The organism is Serpentinimonas raichei (genome assembly GCF_000828895.1).
Classification (GTDB): domain Bacteria; phylum Pseudomonadota; class Gammaproteobacteria; order Burkholderiales; family Burkholderiaceae_C; genus Serpentinimonas; species Serpentinimonas raichei.
In genome coordinates, this window is sequence record NZ_AP014568.1 from 2447788 (window position 1) to 2463823 (window position 16036).

14 protein-coding genes are annotated in these 16036 nt (G+C 67.2%); 2 read left to right on the plus strand and 12 right to left on the minus strand.

Annotated features, from left to right (window positions below):
- Positions 1 to 15 precede the first annotated feature (15 nt).
- The 7 genes from SRAA_RS11355 to SRAA_RS11385 form a co-directional block, all read right to left on the minus strand.
- Positions 16 to 1005, minus strand: a complete 990-nt coding sequence (locus SRAA_RS11355; protein ID WP_082040051.1) for a Bug family tripartite tricarboxylate transporter substrate binding protein — start codon at positions 1003 to 1005, stop codon at positions 16 to 18.
- A gap of 220 nt (positions 1006 to 1225) precedes the next feature.
- Positions 1226 to 2680: an aldehyde dehydrogenase gene (locus SRAA_RS11360; RefSeq protein WP_045532810.1), complete on the minus strand. Its 1455-nt coding sequence runs from the start codon at positions 2678 to 2680 to the stop codon at positions 1226 to 1228.
- Between the two features lie 69 nt (positions 2681 to 2749).
- Complete coding sequence (locus SRAA_RS11365) at positions 2750 to 3544, minus strand: ABC transporter ATP-binding protein (protein ID WP_045532811.1); 795 nt, start codon at positions 3542 to 3544, stop codon at positions 2750 to 2752.
- Positions 3541 to 4338: an ABC transporter ATP-binding protein gene (locus SRAA_RS11370; RefSeq protein WP_045532812.1), complete on the minus strand. Its 798-nt coding sequence runs from the start codon at positions 4336 to 4338 to the stop codon at positions 3541 to 3543. Before SRAA_RS11370 ends, SRAA_RS11365 begins: the two co-directional genes overlap by 4 nt.
- The gene (locus SRAA_RS11375; RefSeq protein ID WP_045532813.1) at positions 4331 to 5359 is read right to left on the minus strand and encodes a branched-chain amino acid ABC transporter permease; all 1029 of its coding nucleotides are present in this window, start codon (positions 5357 to 5359) and stop codon (positions 4331 to 4333) included. The genes SRAA_RS11370 and SRAA_RS11375 overlap by 8 nt, the downstream gene beginning before the upstream one ends.
- Positions 5356 to 6246, minus strand: coding sequence for a branched-chain amino acid ABC transporter permease (locus SRAA_RS11380; protein ID WP_034111081.1), 891 nt, complete (start codon positions 6244 to 6246; stop codon positions 5356 to 5358). The genes SRAA_RS11375 and SRAA_RS11380 overlap by 4 nt, the downstream gene beginning before the upstream one ends.
- Before the next feature lie 75 nt (positions 6247 to 6321).
- Positions 6322 to 7515: an amino acid ABC transporter substrate-binding protein gene (locus SRAA_RS11385; protein ID WP_045532814.1), complete on the minus strand. Its 1194-nt coding sequence runs from the start codon at positions 7513 to 7515 to the stop codon at positions 6322 to 6324.
- Positions 7516 to 7702: 187 nt separating this feature from the next.
- On the opposite strand from SRAA_RS11385, the gene SRAA_RS11390 reads away from it, so the two are divergent.
- A complete protein-coding gene (locus tag SRAA_RS11390; RefSeq protein WP_045532815.1) occupies positions 7703 to 8674 on the plus strand; it encodes an AraC-like ligand-binding domain-containing protein in 972 nt (323 codons plus the stop codon).
- A gap of 19 nt (positions 8675 to 8693) precedes the next feature.
- Here the strand turns inward: SRAA_RS11390 and holA are convergent, their stop codons facing one another.
- Positions 8694 to 9740: a DNA polymerase III subunit delta gene (holA, locus tag SRAA_RS11395; RefSeq protein ID WP_045532816.1), complete on the minus strand. Its 1047-nt coding sequence runs from the start codon at positions 9738 to 9740 to the stop codon at positions 8694 to 8696.
- Positions 9741 to 9872: 132 nt separating this feature from the next.
- A complete protein-coding gene (locus SRAA_RS11400) occupies positions 9873 to 12020 on the minus strand; it encodes a CHASE2 domain-containing protein (protein WP_045533832.1) in 2148 nt (715 codons plus the stop codon).
- Between the two features lie 176 nt (positions 12021 to 12196).
- Between SRAA_RS11400 and SRAA_RS11405 the strand changes: the two genes are divergently transcribed.
- On the plus strand, positions 12197 to 14173 hold the full coding sequence (locus tag SRAA_RS11405) for a TolC family outer membrane protein (RefSeq protein WP_052467572.1): 1977 nt from the start codon (positions 12197 to 12199) through the stop codon (positions 14171 to 14173).
- On the opposite strand, the gene SRAA_RS11410 is transcribed toward SRAA_RS11405, so the two are convergent.
- The 3 genes from SRAA_RS11410 to SRAA_RS11420 form a co-directional block, all read right to left on the minus strand.
- Complete coding sequence (locus SRAA_RS11410; RefSeq protein WP_045532817.1) at positions 14160 to 14621, minus strand: FecR family protein; 462 nt, start codon at positions 14619 to 14621, stop codon at positions 14160 to 14162. The two genes, SRAA_RS11405 and SRAA_RS11410, sit on opposite strands and share 14 nt — an antisense overlap.
- A gap of 73 nt (positions 14622 to 14694) precedes the next feature.
- Entirely contained in the window at positions 14695 to 15474 is a 780-nt protein-coding gene (locus SRAA_RS11415) for an MBL fold metallo-hydrolase (protein ID WP_045532818.1), read from the minus strand.
- A gap of 8 nt (positions 15475 to 15482) precedes the next feature.
- Positions 15483 to 16031 carry an LPS-assembly lipoprotein LptE gene (locus SRAA_RS11420; protein WP_082040053.1) on the minus strand — a complete coding sequence of 183 codons (549 nt, stop codon included), beginning with the start codon at positions 16029 to 16031 and terminating at the stop codon, positions 15483 to 15485.
- Between the last annotated feature and the right edge of the window lie 5 nt (positions 16032 to 16036).

Sequence of the window (16036 nt, forward strand, 5' to 3'; positions counted from 1 at the left end):
AACGGTGCGCGGTCCTTAGTCTGCGGTGATGTTGCGCTCGCGCACGACGCGCCCGTAGCGCTCGCTGTCTGAGCGCGACAGCGCGAGGAACTGTGCCGGCGTCAAGGGCGTGGGTTCGGCGCCGAAGCCGCGGATCGGGTCGATCACGCCCTGCACCAGCAGCGCGCTGTTGATCGCGCGGTTGAGGCGCTCGACGATCGGTGCCGGCGTGCCAGGCGGAGCCCAGAAGCCATGCGAGGTGCCGACATCAAAATCGGCCAGCCCCAGTTCGCGCAAGGTCGAGACGTTGGAGAACTGCTCGACGCGGCGCTGCCCGGTCACGGCCAGCATGTTCAGTCGACCGGCGGCGCGCACATGCTGGAACGACACGCCCGGATCGAAGGCCCAGTCGACCGTGTTGGACAGCAGGGCTTGCACGACGTCGGCTGAGCCACGGTACGGGATGTGCGTGGCTTGGGTGTTGGTCGCGGCCAGCAGCATTTCGGCGGCGATGTGGGGCGAGCTGCCGTTGCCGGGCGAGCCGAAATTGAGGCGGCCCGGGTTGGCGCGCAGGTGGCGCAAGAAACCGGCGTAGTCGTCGAAGGGCAGGCCGGCGCGGGTGACCAAGAACAGCTCGAAACGCGCCGCCGCCGCCACCGGAACCATCTCGCGCAGCGGGTCGTAGGCCAAGCGCACCAGGTGCGGGCCGATGGCCATGGTGCTGCCAGCGATGAGCCCGAACGTATAGCCGTCGGGTGTGGCGGTGTGCAAGGCGTTGAGGCCAATCATGCCGGCACCGCCCGAGCGGTTTTCCACGACCACGGGCTGGCCCAGCGACTGCGAAATTTGTTGCCCTACCGACCGTGCCACGATGTCGGGTGTGCTGCCAGGAGCGAAGTTGACGAGCAGGCGCAGCGGCCGAGTCGGAAAAGATTGCGCCCACGCAGGCAGCAGCGGCGCGCTCAAGGCAAGCCCCGCGCCCAGAGCGAGCATGTGGCGGCGGGAATGGCGAATGGGTGGGTTCATGTTTGTCTCCGTGCGCCAGTCAGAGCTGGCGCGTTGTGGTGAAAGAAAGGGTCACACATTGAAGGATCAGCCAGCCGGGCCGGTCTTGATCTGCCTCAATTCAAGTCAACCTACCATGAAAACCGACCCAGTCCGCTCGCTTTGGACGGCAACAGATGAAGGGTGGCCTGCTAGGCGGTCGGGTGTGGGGTGGATTCATGGTCAACCGGGCAACGGCTGGTCAAAACGGGTAGTGGCGCGGCGTGGTTTGCAGGGTGATCCAGCGCAGTTCGGTGAACTCGGCCACCCCGGCCTTGCCGCCAAAGCGACCCAGCCCCGAGCCCTTGACGCCGCCAAAGGGCATCTGCGCCTCGTCGTGCACCGTGGGGCCGTTGACGTGGCAAATGCCGGAATCGATCTGGCGCGCCACGTTGAAGGCGCGCGCGAGGTCGGCGCCGAAAACGGCGGCCGAGAGGCCGTATTCGTTGTCGTTGGCGCAGGCCACGGCCTGCTGCGTGTCTTTGACGCGCACGATGCACTTGACCGGGCCGAAGGTCTCTTCGTGGTAGATGCGCATGGCCGGCGTCACGTGGTCGAGCAAGGTGGCCGGCATCAGGGTGCTGTCGGCCTTGCCGCCGCAGAGCAGCTTGGCGCCTTTGGCCAGGGCGTCGTCGATCAACTCGTTGCAGTGGTGCACGGTGTGCATGCCGATCACCGAGCCCAGCACCACCGGCTCGGGCTTGCGCGGGTCGCCCAGTGGCAGCGCCTTGGCCTTGTCGGCAAAGCGGCGCACGAACTCGTCGGCCACTTTCTGATCGACGATCACGCGCTCGGTGCTCATGCAGATCTGGCCGCTGTTGGCAAAGCAGCCAAAGGCAGCGGCGTTGACGGCGTCTTCAAGGTCGGCGTCGTCGAGCACGATCAGCGGCGCCTTGCCGCCGAGTTCGAGCACCACCGGCTTGAGATGGCGCGCGCAGGTGACGGCGATGATTTTGCCAACCCGGGTGCTGCCGGTGAAATTGACGCGCCGCACCGCCGGGTGCGCGATCATGGCATCGACCACCTCGGCGGCATCGGCCGGGGCATTGGTGAGGTAGTTGACGACGCCGGGCGCAAAGCCCGCTTCCTGGAAGGCTTCGACGATCAGGGCGTGGGTGCGCGGGCAGTTTTCGCTGCCCTTGAGCACCACCGTGTTGCCGCACGCCAGCGGGGTGGCGATGGCGCGCACGCCCAGAATGACGGGCGCATTCCACGGCGCGATGCCCAGCACCACCCCGGCCGGCTGGCGCATGCCCATGGCCAAGCTGCCGGGTACGTCGGACGGAATCACCTCGCCGGCCACTTGGGTGGTGAGCGAAGCGGCTTCGCGGATCATGCCCGCAGCCAGCATCACGTTGAAGCCCCCCCACGGGCCCGTGGCGCCGGTTTCGGCGGCCATGGCCTCGATGAAGGCCGGGGTTTTGGCTTGCAGGGCATCGGCGGCCTTGAGCAGCAGCGCACGGCGTGCGTTGGGCCCGACTTGGCTCCAGCTTTTGAAGGCTTCGGCGGCGGCTTCCACGGCCAGCACCGCGTCGGCGGGCGAGGCCGCCGGGGCCCGTGTGGCCACGGTGCCGTCGAGCGGGTTGCGGCGCTCGAAGGTGGCGCCGCGCTCGGCGCTCACTTTGAGGCCGTTGATCAACATAGATAAATCAGACATTTTGGGCTCCAGATAAAACAGCGATAAAAAATGACGATGGGGTGGGGCAGATCGAATTCGGGCCTGCGTCTACGCAGCGGCCTTGGCGGCCGCTGCTGCCCGAGGTGTGGCGGGGGCCGCAGCGGCACCGAGGTAGGCCTCACGGATCACGCTCGAGCGCGCCAGCAATTTGGCCGCTCCGCTGGCGACCAGCGTGCCGCGCTCCATCACATAGCCGCGGTCGGCCACCGCCAGCGCCTTTTTTACGTTTTGCTCCACCATCAGCACGGTGGTGCCGTTGTCGGCGATGCGGCGTGCAATGTGCAGCAATTCATCGACCATGCGCGGCGCTAGGCCGAGCGAGGGTTCATCGAGCATCAACAGCCGGGGCGCACTCATCATGGCGCGCGCCACCGCCACCATCTGCTGCTCGCCACCGCTCATGGTGCCGGCCAGTTGGCTGGCGCGCTCCTTGAGTTTGGGGAAGTCGATGAAGGCCTGATCTAGGCGCTGGGCGCGCAGGCCCTTGGGCACCAGCCAGCCGCCCAGCTCCAAGTTCTCGCGCACCGTCAACTGCGGGAACAGTTGGCGGCCTTCGGGCACCAGCACGACCCCGGAGCGGACGATTTCATGCGTTTTGCTGGGCAGCTCGGCATCATCGAGCCAGACGTGGCCGCTGCGCCCGATCAGGCCGTTGAGGGCCTTGAGCAGGGTCGATTTGCCCGCTCCGTTGGGGCCCAGGATCACGGTCAGGCCGGGCAGCACCTCGAGCGACAGGTTGCGCAGCACCAGAAAATTCCCATAGCCGGCGCTCAAATCCTCGACCCACAGGCGGGCGGCGGCCTGCTCGTTCAGGTTGAAGGGGGTGTTGCGGTACCACATCATGTGGCGTTCTCCATCTCGTCGCCCAGGTAAGCCTCGATCACGTCCGGGTTGCGCACCACCTCGGCCGGGGTGGCGTCGGCAATCTTGCGCCCTTGGTGCAGCACGATCACGCGCTCGACGTGGCGCAGCAGCGTGGTGACGGCGTGTTCGATCCAGATCACGCTCAGGTCGAGTTCGTCGCGGATGCGCCGGATCAGTTGCGCCATGTTTTCGAGTTCGGACTCGGTCAGGCCGGCGGCCACTTCATCGAGCAGCAGCAGCCGTGGCCGCGTCGCCAGCGCCATGGCGATTTCGAGCAGGCGCTGCTGTGAGGGCGTGATGGCTGCCGCCGGGATTTCGCTCAGGTGCAGCAGACCGATCAGCTCCAGAATGCTCTCGGGCGTGCGCAAGGCCCATGGCACGCGTGCCTCGGGGCCCCAAAAAACCCATTTGCGGGACCGGCGACCGGCAAACTTGAGGCCAAACTCGACGTTGTCGCGCACCGACATTTCAGAGAACACGCGCGGCGTCTGAAAGGTGCGGGCAATGCCGTGCGCGGCAAAGCGGTGTGGGTTTTGGCCGATCAAATCGTGTCCATCAGCCAACAGTTGGCCACTGGTGGGGCGCAGCACGCCTGAGATGGCGTTGAAAAAGGTGGTTTTGCCGGCCCCGTTGGGGCCGATGATGCCGACCAGTTCGCCGGCACGAAACACCGCATCGACCCCGTCGACGGCGGTCAGGCCGCCAAAGCGCACCGTGACTTCACGCGCCTCCAGCAGGGGCGGTAGGTGGTTTTGTGGGTGCAGCTCAGACATGGCGGCGCTCCCGGGCGCGCTGGCGTGCCCGCGCCTCGTCGCGCGCCTGCTGGCCGCTCCATCGGTAGCGGCGCTCGCGCCAGCCGGCTTGCAGGGTGCACCAGGCGTCGCGCAGCATGAACCAGCGCACCGAGGCCAGCCCGCCGGGCAGGTAGAGCACGAACAGGATCAGCAACAGGCCGAGCGACATCATGTACAGCTCGGGCACCTGCAGCCGCAGCGTTTCTGCCAGGATGCTGAACAGAATTGCAGCCAGCAGCGGCCCCCAGAGCGTCATGGCGCCGCCTATGAGCGCGATCAGCACGGTCTGAAAACCAATGAAGGGGTTGAACACGGTGGTCGGGTCGATGTAGGTCCAGCGCACCGCCATCGCCGCCCCAACGGCCCCGGCAAAGGCGGCGGTGATGGCAAAGCCGCCGATCTTGACGAGACGGGTGTTCACCCCCAAGGTCTGGGCGCGTTGCTCATCGGAGCCAATGCCCAGCATGGCCAGCCCAAAGCGGGTGCGCCGCACCGCGATCGAGGTCGCCATCGCCGCCACGGCCAGCAGCAGCACGGTGTAATAGACCGTGCTGCTGTCGGGCGCCACCAAGATCATGCGCCCGACGGTGCCCGTGACCGTGCTTTCGTAGAAGGTGATCGAGTGGCGGATCAGCTCGGTCATGCCAAAGGTCAGGATGGCAAAGTAGGTGCCGCGCAAATGCAGCACCAGTGCGCCCATGAACACCGCCAGCAGCGCCGCCACCAAGGCCCCCAGCGCCACCACCTGCCACCAAGGGAAGGTCTCGACCAGCAGCGCACTGGTGTAGGCCCCGACACCGAAAAAGGCCGCCGTGGCCAGCGAGAGGTAGCGCGTGGTGCCGCAAAACAGCGCCCAACTGGTCGAGAGCGCCACGTACATCAGGCAGGTCAGGGCCATCGACAACACGAATTCGCTGGCAAAGCCGGGCAAGGCCACGGCCCAGCCGGCCAGCCCGAATAGGATCAGCACATCACGCAGCAGCGTTTGTTTAGAGTTCATGCCTTGCGCCCCTTGCGAGTAAACAAACCTTCAGGGCGCAACACCAATACGCCGATGAAAACCAGATAAGAAAGCAGCGCCTTGAGCGAGGGGCTGGTGTAATGCATGGCGATGGCTTCGATCACCCCCAGCAGCAGGCCACCCACCAGCGCCCCGCCCATGCTGCCAAAGCCGCCCAAGGCAATGACGATCAAGGCCGTGATGGTGAAGGCCTGCCCCATGTCGGGGCTGATGGTGTAGGCCATCGAGAGCAGCACGCCGGCCACACCCGAGAGCGCTAGGCCGATGCCGAACATCAGCGGATGCAGCCGCTTGGTGTCGATGCCCACCAGTTGCGCCCCCACGGGCGATTGCATCAGGGCACGCACGCCCTTGCCCAGCAGGGTCAGGCGCAGCAGCACGATCAGGGCCACGCAAAACAGCAGCGACAGCACGAAGATCAGCAGCTTGTTGAGCGCAAACTGGCCAAAACCCAAGTGCACCGGCTGCGACAGGTAGTCGTAGCCGCGGATGTCGCCACCCCAAACAAAGGTGACGAAGCTCTTGACCAGGAACATCATCCCAAAAGCAACCATCAGGCCGCGCGCCTCGAACACGTCCAGGTTGGGCGAGGTCTGCGTCAGGGGCCGGAAGCACAGCCAGTGCACCACCCAGCCCAGCAACAGCATCAAGCCAAAGGTCAGGGGCAGCATCAGCAGCGGCGAGACACCAAAATAGGTGTGCACCATCCAGGTCAGGAAGGCGCCCACCAATAAAAACTCGCCGTGGGCGATGTTGAGGATGCGCATCAGCCCGTACTGGAGGTTGAGCCCCAGGGCAATGAGCGCATAGATGCCGCCGGTGATGAGGCCGGAGGCGATCAGCTCGATCCAGGCAGAAATGGACATGGGTGTGCGAGTGTGCAGGCCAAGGTGCGGCACGGCCCAGGGGAGGGCCGCCGCGCCAGGCGGGTGCCGGCGAAATTACCAGGCGGGTTTGTTCGGGTTGAGTGCCGCCGTGGCCACGGCGCGCGGCCAGACCACCTCGAACTCGCCCCGCTGCCATTGGCCCACCGTGCCTGGTGTGCCCACGTTTTCGCTGCCGCTAAAGCGGATGTCACCGACGATGGTGCGGTGCGTGTTGCCGGCCACGAAATCGCGGATGGCCCGCCGATCCAGCCCGACCCGGGCCACGGCAGCGCTCAGAATCTCCAGCGCCGCCCAGGTGTGTCCGCTGGCCCAGCGGTCGGGCTCGCGGTTGTGGCGCGCCACATGGGCCTCAAAATAGGCCTGTGCCCCGGGGCTGCTGCGGCGGTTCCACGAGCCCATGCCCATCACGCCTTCGGCGCCGGTCGGGGTCATGACTTCGCGAAACATCGGAAACGCGGTCCCGACCGAGGCATAGAAAAAGCGCGGGTTGAAGGCGATCTCGCGCGACTGGCGGCTGGCCAGCACGGTGTCGGGCGGGTAGGTGAAGCCGACGAAGGCGTCTGGGTTGCGGGCTTTCATGGAGCGCAGCACCGGGGCCAGATCGCGCACGCCCAGCGGGTAGCTGCGGTGGTCCACCATCTCGATGCCGCTGCCCTGCAAGGCCACGCGCAAGGCGGCAAAGTTCTCCAGCCCGAACAGGTCATCGACGTAAATGCAGGTTAGGCTGCGCACGCCGTTGGCGCGCAACATGTCAACCAGCGCACCCACCATGGCAGCGGGCTGTTGCAGCGTCAGAAAGAAAAAGGGCAGGCGCAGCTCGACCAAGCGTCTGGAGAGTGCGGTCGGGGCCAGGAAGGGGTAGCCGTGGCGGTTGGCCAGCGGAGCGACGGCAAAGTTGGCGCTGCTGCCCCAAGGCGGCAGCACCAGATCGACGCGCTCGCTGCCCATCAGGCGCTCGTAGGTGCGGATCACGGTTTCCATGTCGCTGCGGTCATCGACGCCGATCAGTTCGATCGGGCGCCGCACACCCTGCACGTTGAGGCCCCCGGCGGCATTTTGCTGCTCGGCCCACAGGATGTAGTTGGGCTCTTGGCTGGTCTGGGCACCCACCGTCCACGGGCCGGTGCGCGACATGGAGTAGCCGATGCGCACGGGGGCCGCTTGGGCCAGCAGGGGGGGCGCGACGGCCAAGGCGCCTAGGGCGGCTGCGCTGCCTTGGATGACGGTGCGACGCGTGGGGTGGTTCATGTTTGTCTCCTAGTGGGGATGCGGGGGTGTATGAATCGTAGAAGTTTGCCGCATTGAGCGCTTGCACCACGGTGCACGGCGATTTGACGATGCGTGCAGCCAAGCTCGGGATTACCCTAGCCCAAAAGGCTGGTTAAAACCGAACGCGAGCCCGATAATTTGGCGCACACCCAACCCGGAGCGTGTAATGACCCCGTCCCAGTCTATGAGCACCGATATGTTCCCGTCCAGGGAGCGGCCGTTGGTTTGGGCTGACTGGATTTCGTGCCATTTTGGGGGTCTGGATTCGGATCTGTACGGCGACAGCGGCTTTGACGGCCGGGTGCTGTCGAACCGGGCCGGCGAGGTGGTGCTGACCAAGCTGGAGGCCAACCGGCACCGGGTCATGCGCAGCAGCAAGATGGCGCGCACGGCCGAAAACTGTTACCTCAAGATCGTGGCGCCGTGGCAAGGCAGCGCTGCCGTCGAGCAACACGGTCGCCAAGCTTGGGTGCGGCCGGGTGGGTGGGCCATTTACGACACCACCGGCAGCTACGAGGTGGCCAACCCGGAGCAGGTCGAGCACCTGATCGTCATGTTGCCCAAGGCGCACTTGCTGGAGCGCGGTCTCAGGCTCGAACCGCTGATGGCGCGCCACGTGGGAGGCTCAAAGGGCATTTCACGGGTGGCGCTGGAGGCCATGCGCAGCACGTGGCAGGAGCTGCCGGCCATGGGCGAGCAGGCTGCGCGCGGGGCCGGGGAGGCGATCGTGGATCTGGTGCGTCTCTCTTTGCTGGAGCTGGCGGGGCGCTCAACGGGTACCACGCAGATGGAGGCTTTTCGGGATCGCATCCGGAGTTACATCGGCCACCATCTGCGTGATCCGGCGCTTAGCATCGAGCGCATCGCGGTGGCGCTCAACTGCAGCAAGCGCCACTTGCACAATGCCTTCACCGAGGAAGAGGGGACCTTGGCCCTGTACATTCTGCGGCGGCGACTGCAGGCGTGCATGCGCGATTTGAGCAACCCGGAATTGACCGCGCGCACCATCACCGAAATTGCCTTGTCGTGGGGCTTCAACCAGAGCGCGCACTTCAGCCGGGTGTTCCGCGAGCACACCGGTTTGTCGCCCAGCGATTACCGCCGGCTGCAGCGCCGCAACCCGGCGCAGGCACACTGAAGCGCGGCGTGTTTGGCAGCTAACGCACGGCCGCACACCCCCGCACCACCTGCTGCGCCAGCCGCCCCAACGCCAGCCACGGGTCGGCGGGCCAGTCGGGGTGGCGCAGCCCCTTGACGATGCCATCGACGGTGTGGGCGGCCAGCAGCCAGCGTTCGAGCTGCGCCAGCGCCAGCCGGGGCAGCACGCGCTCGAAACGCTTTTCGCGCGCGCCCCAGACGCGCTGCTCGCGCAGCGCCAGCGGCAGTGGCTTGCCTTGCGCCTGCTCGGATTTCACGCGCCACAGGGCGCGGATGTCTTCGGCCAGTGCCCAGTGCACCAGCACGGCGGCGCTGCCATCGGCTTGCAGGCCGTCGAGCATGCGCTGCACGCGCAGCGGCTGCGCATCCAGCACCGCTTCGGCGAGCTTGAAGGGGTCGTGGCGCGCCACGTCGAGCACGGCGCGTTCGATCTGCTCAAAGCCCAGCTCACCGGCCGGGTAGAGCAGCGCCAGCTTTTGGATTTCCTGGTGCGCCGCCAGCAGATTGCCCTCGACCCGATCCGCCAGAAAATCCAGGCTGCGCTGGCCCTCGGCCCCGCTGGGCACGCGTTGGCCTTGCAGTTGCAGCCGCTGTGCGATCCAGACCGGCAGTTGGGCGCGCTCGACTGCGTCGATGCGCAGCGCCGGGCCGTGCTGCGCCAAGGCCGCAAACCAGGGGCTTTTGAGCGTGGTCGCATCCAGCCGCGGCAGCAGCACCAGCGTGAGCAGGTCGGGGTTGGCGGGGGCGGCTTCGGCCAGTTGCTGCAGCGCCGCTGCGCCGTCCTTGCCCGGTTTGCCTGAGGGCAGGCGCAGCTCCAGCAACTGGCGCTCGGCAAACAGGCTCTGGCTAAGGGCCGCGGCCCGCACCGCGCTCCAGTCGAAATGCGCGCCGCTGGCCACGAACACGCTGCGCTCCAGAAAACCCTGGGCGCGCGCGGCGGCGCGAATGGCGTCGGCCGCCTCTTGCACCAGCAGCGCTTCGTCGCCGTACACGGTGTAGAGGGGTTTGAGGCCGCGCTGCAACTGGGCGGTCAACTGGGCGGTCATGGGGGGTTCGGCTGGGCGTTCAAAGGGGAGGTGGGGCTTTGCATGGCGGCTTGCAGTGTAGCGGCTCGAGGCGCCAGGTCACGTGCCAAGACATGCGCCAAGACACGCACAAGGGCAGGCCAAGGCGCCGCCTCACTTGCTCTCCAGCACCAGGCGCTCCCCGCTTTCGCCCTGACTGAGCCGCTGGTGGTGCAGCCGCACCAGCGGATCGCTGGGGTAGCGCTGCGCCAAGTCGGCAAAGCGCGCCAGCGCCTCCTCATGCTGTTGCGCCAGCGCCTCATAGGCGGCCTGGTATTCGTCCGGTGGGGCGTAGGCGCTGGGTACCTCGGCGCACAGCGGCTCGAACACCGCCAGGTCTTGGCTCTTGCCCTTGAGCAGCAGGCGCCCGATCGGCCGCGCCGGCAGATCGCCACAGTCGGCCAAGGTGTGGCCCGAGACGCAAATGCGGGTGCCCAACTGCTTGTTGGCGCTCTCCAGCCGGGCGGCGGTGTTGACCGGATCGCCCAAGGCGCGGTAATCAAAAATGGCTTTGCCGCCAAAGTTGCCCACGATCACCTCGCCCGAGTGCACCCCGAGCCGGGTGTGGCCAAAGGGGATGCCGCGCGCCTGCAGCTCGCTGGCGTAGCGGCTGGCAAAAGCGTGCATCTCAAGCGCGCACAGCAGCGCGCGGCGCGGGTGATCGGGTTGCGGCACCGGGGCCGAAAACATGATCGCCACCGCATCGCCGACGATTCGGTCCAGCGTGCCCTGGTGCTTGAAGGCGATCTCGATCATCTGCTCCAGGTAGCTATTCAGCAGCCCGAGCGCCTCGCCGGGGTCGATTTTTTCCATCAGGGTGGTGAAGCCCGCCAGATCGGTGAATATGAAGCTGCAAGTCTGGCGCTGCCCGCCCAGGTTGAGGTCCTGCGGGTGCTCGACCAGGTATTCGACACGATTCGGCGAGACGTAGCGCGCAAACGCCTGTTTGATGAAGCGCTGCTGCTGCTCGCTGCGAAAGTGGTGCGCCAGACTGGCGACCACGAAGGCGGCGCTCCAGACCAGCACCGGGATCACGCTGTTGAACAGCAGGCCGTGGCTGCTAAAGGCCCACCAACTGCCCCATAGCGCGGCGCCGACCAGCAAAGCGCCGGCAGCAGCCGCCCAGAGCGCGCGGGCATAGATGGCCAACACCACCAGCAGCACCGTGCCGATGGCCTGCAGCAGCGCCTCCAGCCCCAGCGCCCAGGCCGGGCGAACCAGGAAATGCCCGCCCAGCGCCTGCTCCAGCGCCTGCGCGTGCGCTTCGACGCCAGGCATGATGCGGCCCAGCGAGTTGAAGCGCAAGTCCATCAGGCCCTGCGCCGAACTGCCCACCAGCACCAAGTGGCCTTGCAGCAGCGCCGGATCGACGCGGCCTTCGAGCAGCTTCCAGGCCGGGATGTAGCGCTCGGGCACCGGTTCGGTGTAGTGCAGCCAGAGCTCGCCCGTGGCCGTGGTGGGCAGGGTGAGGTCACCGATGCGCACTTCCTCCACGGCCGCACGGCCTTGCTCGGCGCTGCGCAGCAGCACGTTGCGCGCATCCAGCCCCACGCGCAGCGTTTCGGTGACCAGCGAGGGCACGAGCTGATCGCCCACACGCAACACCAGCGGCACCCGGCGCACCACGCCGTCGGCGTCGGGGACGAAGGTCAGGGCGCCGTTGCCAGCCGCTTGGCGCTCCAGCACCTCCAGCGCCGCCACGGCCGACTCGAAGCCGTGCAGGGCCTGGGGCTGCGCACCGCCCCCGACCCAGACGAAGCGCGCCGTCAGCGCGGGCTTGCGTTCCTCGGGGCGCGCGGGTCGCTCGCGCTGCAGCGAAAAACCCAGCACCACATGCCGGTCGGCCAGCGCCTGGCCCAGCAGCGCATCGTGGTCGGGCAGTTGCAGCAGGGTTTGGCGGGTCTGCGGGTCCAGCGGCCAGCGTTGCGCCACCGCCTGCGGCGAGGTGCGGTCGGGTTCGACGAACAAGATGTCGAGGCCGATTGCGGCCGCCCCGGCCTCGTTGAGCCGCTGCACCATTTCAGCCACCTGGGTGCGCGGCCACGGCCACTGCCCGATGCGCTGCAAGCTGGCCTCGTCGATGTCGATGATGCGCACCGGCTGCGCCTGATAGACCCGCGGCGACCAGCGCTGGTACTGGTCAAAAACCTGGTAGCGCAGGGCTTGCAGCAGCAGCGGATCGCTCACCAGCAGCAGCAGGCCCAAGCTTAAGCCCAACAGCGACAACCAAAAAGCCATGGCGCGCTGGTAGAGGTGTTTCATGGCAGTGGACTCGTTGGTGGAAGGGTTGCCAGCGCAAGCGCCGTCGTTCATGTATCATTATGAGCACAGTATGGTGCCCGCGTGCGAATGTTGCTTGGATTGGTGCTTTTCGCGTGGGTGCTGACGCTGCGGCTGCGCTTTATTTGGGCGCACATTTACCTATCCAGGAGCTGAGCGTGAAGCCACCCTTTCAACCCATTTGGTTTGTCCTGTGCCTAGCGGCCGCGTCGGCCCACGCCCAGTCCCAGTCCCAGCCGCAACCCTTGCCCGCGCCGTTGGTGCAGGCTGCGCAGGCGGCGGTGTTGCAAAGCCCAGAGGTGCAAGAGCGTTGGCGGGCTTTGCAGGCCACGCGCCAACAGGCCCCGCTGGCGGCGGCGGGTTGGCGGCCCCAAGTCGATCTGCAGGCCAACGTGGGCCGCCAAGAGCGGCGCACGCCCACCCAGAGCGCAGCCTGGATGGGGACGAGCGGGGTGCAGGTCAATCTGAGCCAGTTGTTGTTTGACGGCGGGCAGGTCGCGGCCGCGATGCGCCAGGCCAGCCAGGCCGAGCTGGCGGCTTATTTTGATTTGCGCCAGGGCAGCGAGGCGGTGGCGCTGCAGGTGGTGCTGGCCTATCTGGAGCTGCTGCGCATGCAGCAGCGGGTGGCGCTGGCGACCGATAATTACGTCGAGCACCGCAAGGTGTTCGATGCCATAGGCGAGCGCACCCGCGCTGGCGTTGGGCGGCGGGTGGACGCCGAGCAGGCGCAGGCGCGCTTGGCGGTGGCCGAATCGACGCTGGTGGGCGAGACCCGGGCCTTTAACGAGGCGGGGCTGAACTACCAGCGCTTTGTGGGCCTGCTGCCGCCGGCTCAGCTCCCGGCGTGGCCCAGCGGACGCAGCTTGGCGCCGCTGCCAGACTCGGCCTCGGCGGCGTTGCGCCAGGGGCTGGAGGCCAATCCGCAGTTGCGCGCCGCCTACCACCGCTGGCTGCAGGCGCAGCAGGCGGTCGAGGGCCGGCAGGCGGCTTTCATGCCGCGCGTCGAGGCGCGCTTGTCGGCCAGCGAAAGCCGCAACCGCGACGGGGTGCGCGGCGAGTTCCGCGATCAGGTGGCCGAGCTGGCGCTGACGCACAACCTGTACCGCGGTGGCGCCGATTCCGCCGCCTTGCAGCGCGCCACCGAGTTGCAGTCGCGCTCACGCGCCGAAATGGACGTGGTCTGCCGCCAGGTGCAGCAAAACCTCTCGATTGCCTTCAACGAGACGCAGACCTTGCGCATCCGCCAGCGCTTGGCCGACGCGCAGCGGCTGGCGGTGGAAAAATCCGTCACCGCCTTGCGCCAGCAGTTTGACATCGGCCAGCGCAGCCTGCTCGATGTGCTCGATACCCAGTCCGAGTTTTTTGATGCCACGCGCACCTACGTCGATTCGCAGCACGAGCAACTGCGCGCCGAGGCGCGCACGCTGGCTTCGATGGGCCAGTTGGTGGCCCTGTTTGGTGCCGCACCCGCAGGGCAGGCCGATCTCGAGGCGCTGGGAGCGCAGCCCAGCGGCTTCGATGCCGCCGCGTTGTGCCCGGCGCAGGTCACGCACATGGAATCGCTGGAGCGCATCAAGGCCGGCTTGGTGCTGCCAGCGCCCGCAGCACGCGCCGACCGGGTGGTGTTGTTGCCCAACCCCGATGGCAGCGTGGGCCAGGTGGTGGTCACAGGCCGCGCCGGGCAGCAGGTGCTGGGTGCGGCTTTCACCGGAACGGCGTTGACCGGTGCCGCCCCGCCTGTGGCAGTGCCCGAGGAGCAGGTGCGGCGCGTCTTTGGCGAGGCCCTCGATGCCCAGCCGCAACGGCCAGAGCGCTTCACCCTGTTTTTCCAAGACGGCAGCGTCAACCTGACCCGGGCCAGCGCCGCCGAATGGCCGCAGGTGCTGCAGCGGCTGCGTGCGCGCACAGCGCTCGACCTGACGGTGGCGGGGCACACCGACACCATTGGATCGACGCGACTCAACGAGGCACTGGCGCTGCGCCGGGCACAAGCGATCGCACAGCGCTTGCGCGCCAGCGGCCTGCAAGACACTGAGATTGCCATCGAAGGCTTTGGCGAGCGCCTGCTGGAAGTGCCCACCCCCGACGGCGTGCGCGAAGCGCGCAACCGCCGCGTGGTGATCAGCGCGCGCTGATTTGACCGGTGACCTCATCCACTTCGACCACGAAGTGGGTGCCGCGAATGCCGATGGTGCCGGTGGGGGTGCGCACCTGCACGTTTTCGGGCTGGTGGCGCGCAATCGCCCCCGAGACGTAGTTGAGCGTGCCGCGGGCCAAGCGGGTGCTCAGGCGGCCTTCGCGCTGGGCTGGCGCATAGACGAACTCATCGACCGTGAGTTCGGTGTTGGGGCCAAAGGACATCACGGTTTCGTCGCGCAAGGTCACGCCCAAGCTGCTGCGTGCACCGGTGCGCAGCACGCTGCCCAAGTGCACCGGCGTGCCGACCACCGCCGCTTGCACCTGCGGGCCGGTGATGACTTGGGCTTGGCCCGAGACGGTTTTGACGAATCCGATGGGGGTGCCCGTGGCTTGGGCAGCCGCCACGGCCGAGAGCAACAGCAACAATACAGCAGGCTTGAGCATGGCGAGATCTCCTTGTTGGAGGTATCAGTATAAGCGTTTTTTGCCGGGTGCGCTTATTCCTGACGGCCCTGCCTCAAAAATCAAAACGCTGTCCGGCTTCGAGCCAGACCAGGGGGTAGCGTTGCGCCAGGCCCAGCGCGGATACATCGGCCTCGATCTGGGGCCGCTCGGCCGGTTTGGTGTGGGTGATGCCGATGCGCAGCCCGGGGTGGCGGCGCATATCGAGCTGGGCCAGCTCCTGCGCCAGCAGACTGGGACACAGGTGCTTGCTGCGCAGCGCCAGCCGGTGTTCGCGCTCGCTGAAGGCGGTTTCGATCACCAGCATGGCCAAGGGCAGCTCGTTGATGCAGCGCCAGAAGGCCGGGTTGGAACAGGTGTCACCGGTAAAGGCCCAGTGCCCGCTGGGGGTTTCGACCGCGTACCCGACCGCGGGCACGTTGTGCTGGGCCGGCAGCACCCGCAGGCGCTGGCCGCACACTTCGTGCACTTCGCCGACTTGCAGCGGCTCGAAGCGCAGGAAGGGCTTATCGGGCGAGGGAATGACCGAAAAATCGGGCCAGATCACGTGGTTGAAAATGTGCTGGCGCAAGGCCGCGATGGTCTGCGCCAAGGCGTGCACCACCAGCGGGCGGCGCAGGCCGGCGGCCATGGAGTCGATCATCAGCGGCAGCGCAGCGATGTGATCGAGGTGCGAGTGGGTCAGGAATACGTGCTCGATGCACAGCATTTCTTCGAGCGTGAGGTCGCCCACGCCGGTGCCGGCGTCGATCAGGATGCGCTCGTCGAGCAAAAACGAGGTGGTGCGGGCATCGCGGGCGATGGCCCCAGAGCAGCCCAGTACGCGCACTTGCATGGGTCTGATCAGATGGAGCGCAGCGCCGCCAGCCGCGCCATCAACTGGCGCACCAAGGCTTGCTGCATGTCCTGGAACAGCAGCGCTTCTTCAGCTTCCTTGCCCAGCGCCTGGGCTTCGGTGAAGCTGAGCTCGCGCTGCTGCAGCAGTTCGGTGTCGGGGATGAGCTCGCGCCCGGCCAAGGTGCGCAAGCGAAAGCGCAGACGCTGGCGCAGTTGCAGCTCGCGCACCTGGCCAGCGGCGGTGGTGCCGGCGACGGCGCGCTCGCTTTGATCCAGCGCGATGTCGAGCTGCACCTCGGGCGGTGCGCTGCCGGGCGGCAGCGGGTCGTCGGGCAGCAGAGACACGCCGCTGGCCTGCAAGTGGGTGCGCAGCAGGCGCGCCACCGGGCTGTGCGCGGGCGCGCTCAGGCGCAGTCGGCTAAAGGCCAACGGCGCGGCGGCACCGCGCAGCCGGAAGCCGCAGGCGCTCAGCAGCAGCGGTGCGCCGGCCAGCGCCAAGCCTGCCAGCCAGCGGCGCCGATGGATTGGGGCTGGGACGCAAAAGGGAGTGAGCATGGCCG

Bases quoted from the DNA above. Each gene is read 5' to 3' on its own strand.
- SRAA_RS11355 (WP_082040051.1), bottom strand. From the start codon at position 1,005: ATGAACCCACCCATTCGCCATTCCCGCCGCCACATGCTCGCTCTGGGC.
- SRAA_RS11360 (WP_045532810.1), bottom strand. From the start codon at position 2,680: ATGTCTGATTTATCTATGTTGATCAACGGCCTCAAAGTGAGCGCCGAG.
- SRAA_RS11365 (WP_045532811.1), bottom strand. From the start codon at position 3,544: ATGATGTGGTACCGCAACACCCCCTTCAACCTGAACGAGCAGGCCGCC.
- SRAA_RS11370 (WP_045532812.1), bottom strand. From the start codon at position 4,338: ATGTCTGAGCTGCACCCACAAAACCACCTACCGCCCCTGCTGGAGGCG.
- SRAA_RS11375 (WP_045532813.1), bottom strand. From the start codon at position 5,359: ATGAACTCTAAACAAACGCTGCTGCGTGATGTGCTGATCCTATTCGGG.
- SRAA_RS11380 (WP_034111081.1), bottom strand. From the start codon at position 6,246: ATGTCCATTTCTGCCTGGATCGAGCTGATCGCCTCCGGCCTCATCACC.
- SRAA_RS11385 (WP_045532814.1), bottom strand. From the start codon at position 7,515: ATGAACCACCCCACGCGTCGCACCGTCATCCAAGGCAGCGCAGCCGCC.
- SRAA_RS11390 (WP_045532815.1), top strand. From the start codon at position 7,703: ATGACCCCGTCCCAGTCTATGAGCACCGATATGTTCCCGTCCAGGGAG.
- holA (WP_045532816.1), bottom strand. From the start codon at position 9,740: ATGACCGCCCAGTTGACCGCCCAGTTGCAGCGCGGCCTCAAACCCCTC.
- SRAA_RS11400 (WP_045533832.1), bottom strand. From the start codon at position 12,020: ATGAAACACCTCTACCAGCGCGCCATGGCTTTTTGGTTGTCGCTGTTG.
- SRAA_RS11410 (WP_045532817.1), bottom strand. From the start codon at position 14,621: ATGCTCAAGCCTGCTGTATTGTTGCTGTTGCTCTCGGCCGTGGCGGCT.
- SRAA_RS11415 (WP_045532818.1), bottom strand. From the start codon at position 15,474: ATGCAAGTGCGCGTACTGGGCTGCTCTGGGGCCATCGCCCGCGATGCC.
- SRAA_RS11420 (WP_082040053.1), bottom strand. From the start codon at position 16,031: ATGCTCACTCCCTTTTGCGTCCCAGCCCCAATCCATCGGCGCCGCTGG.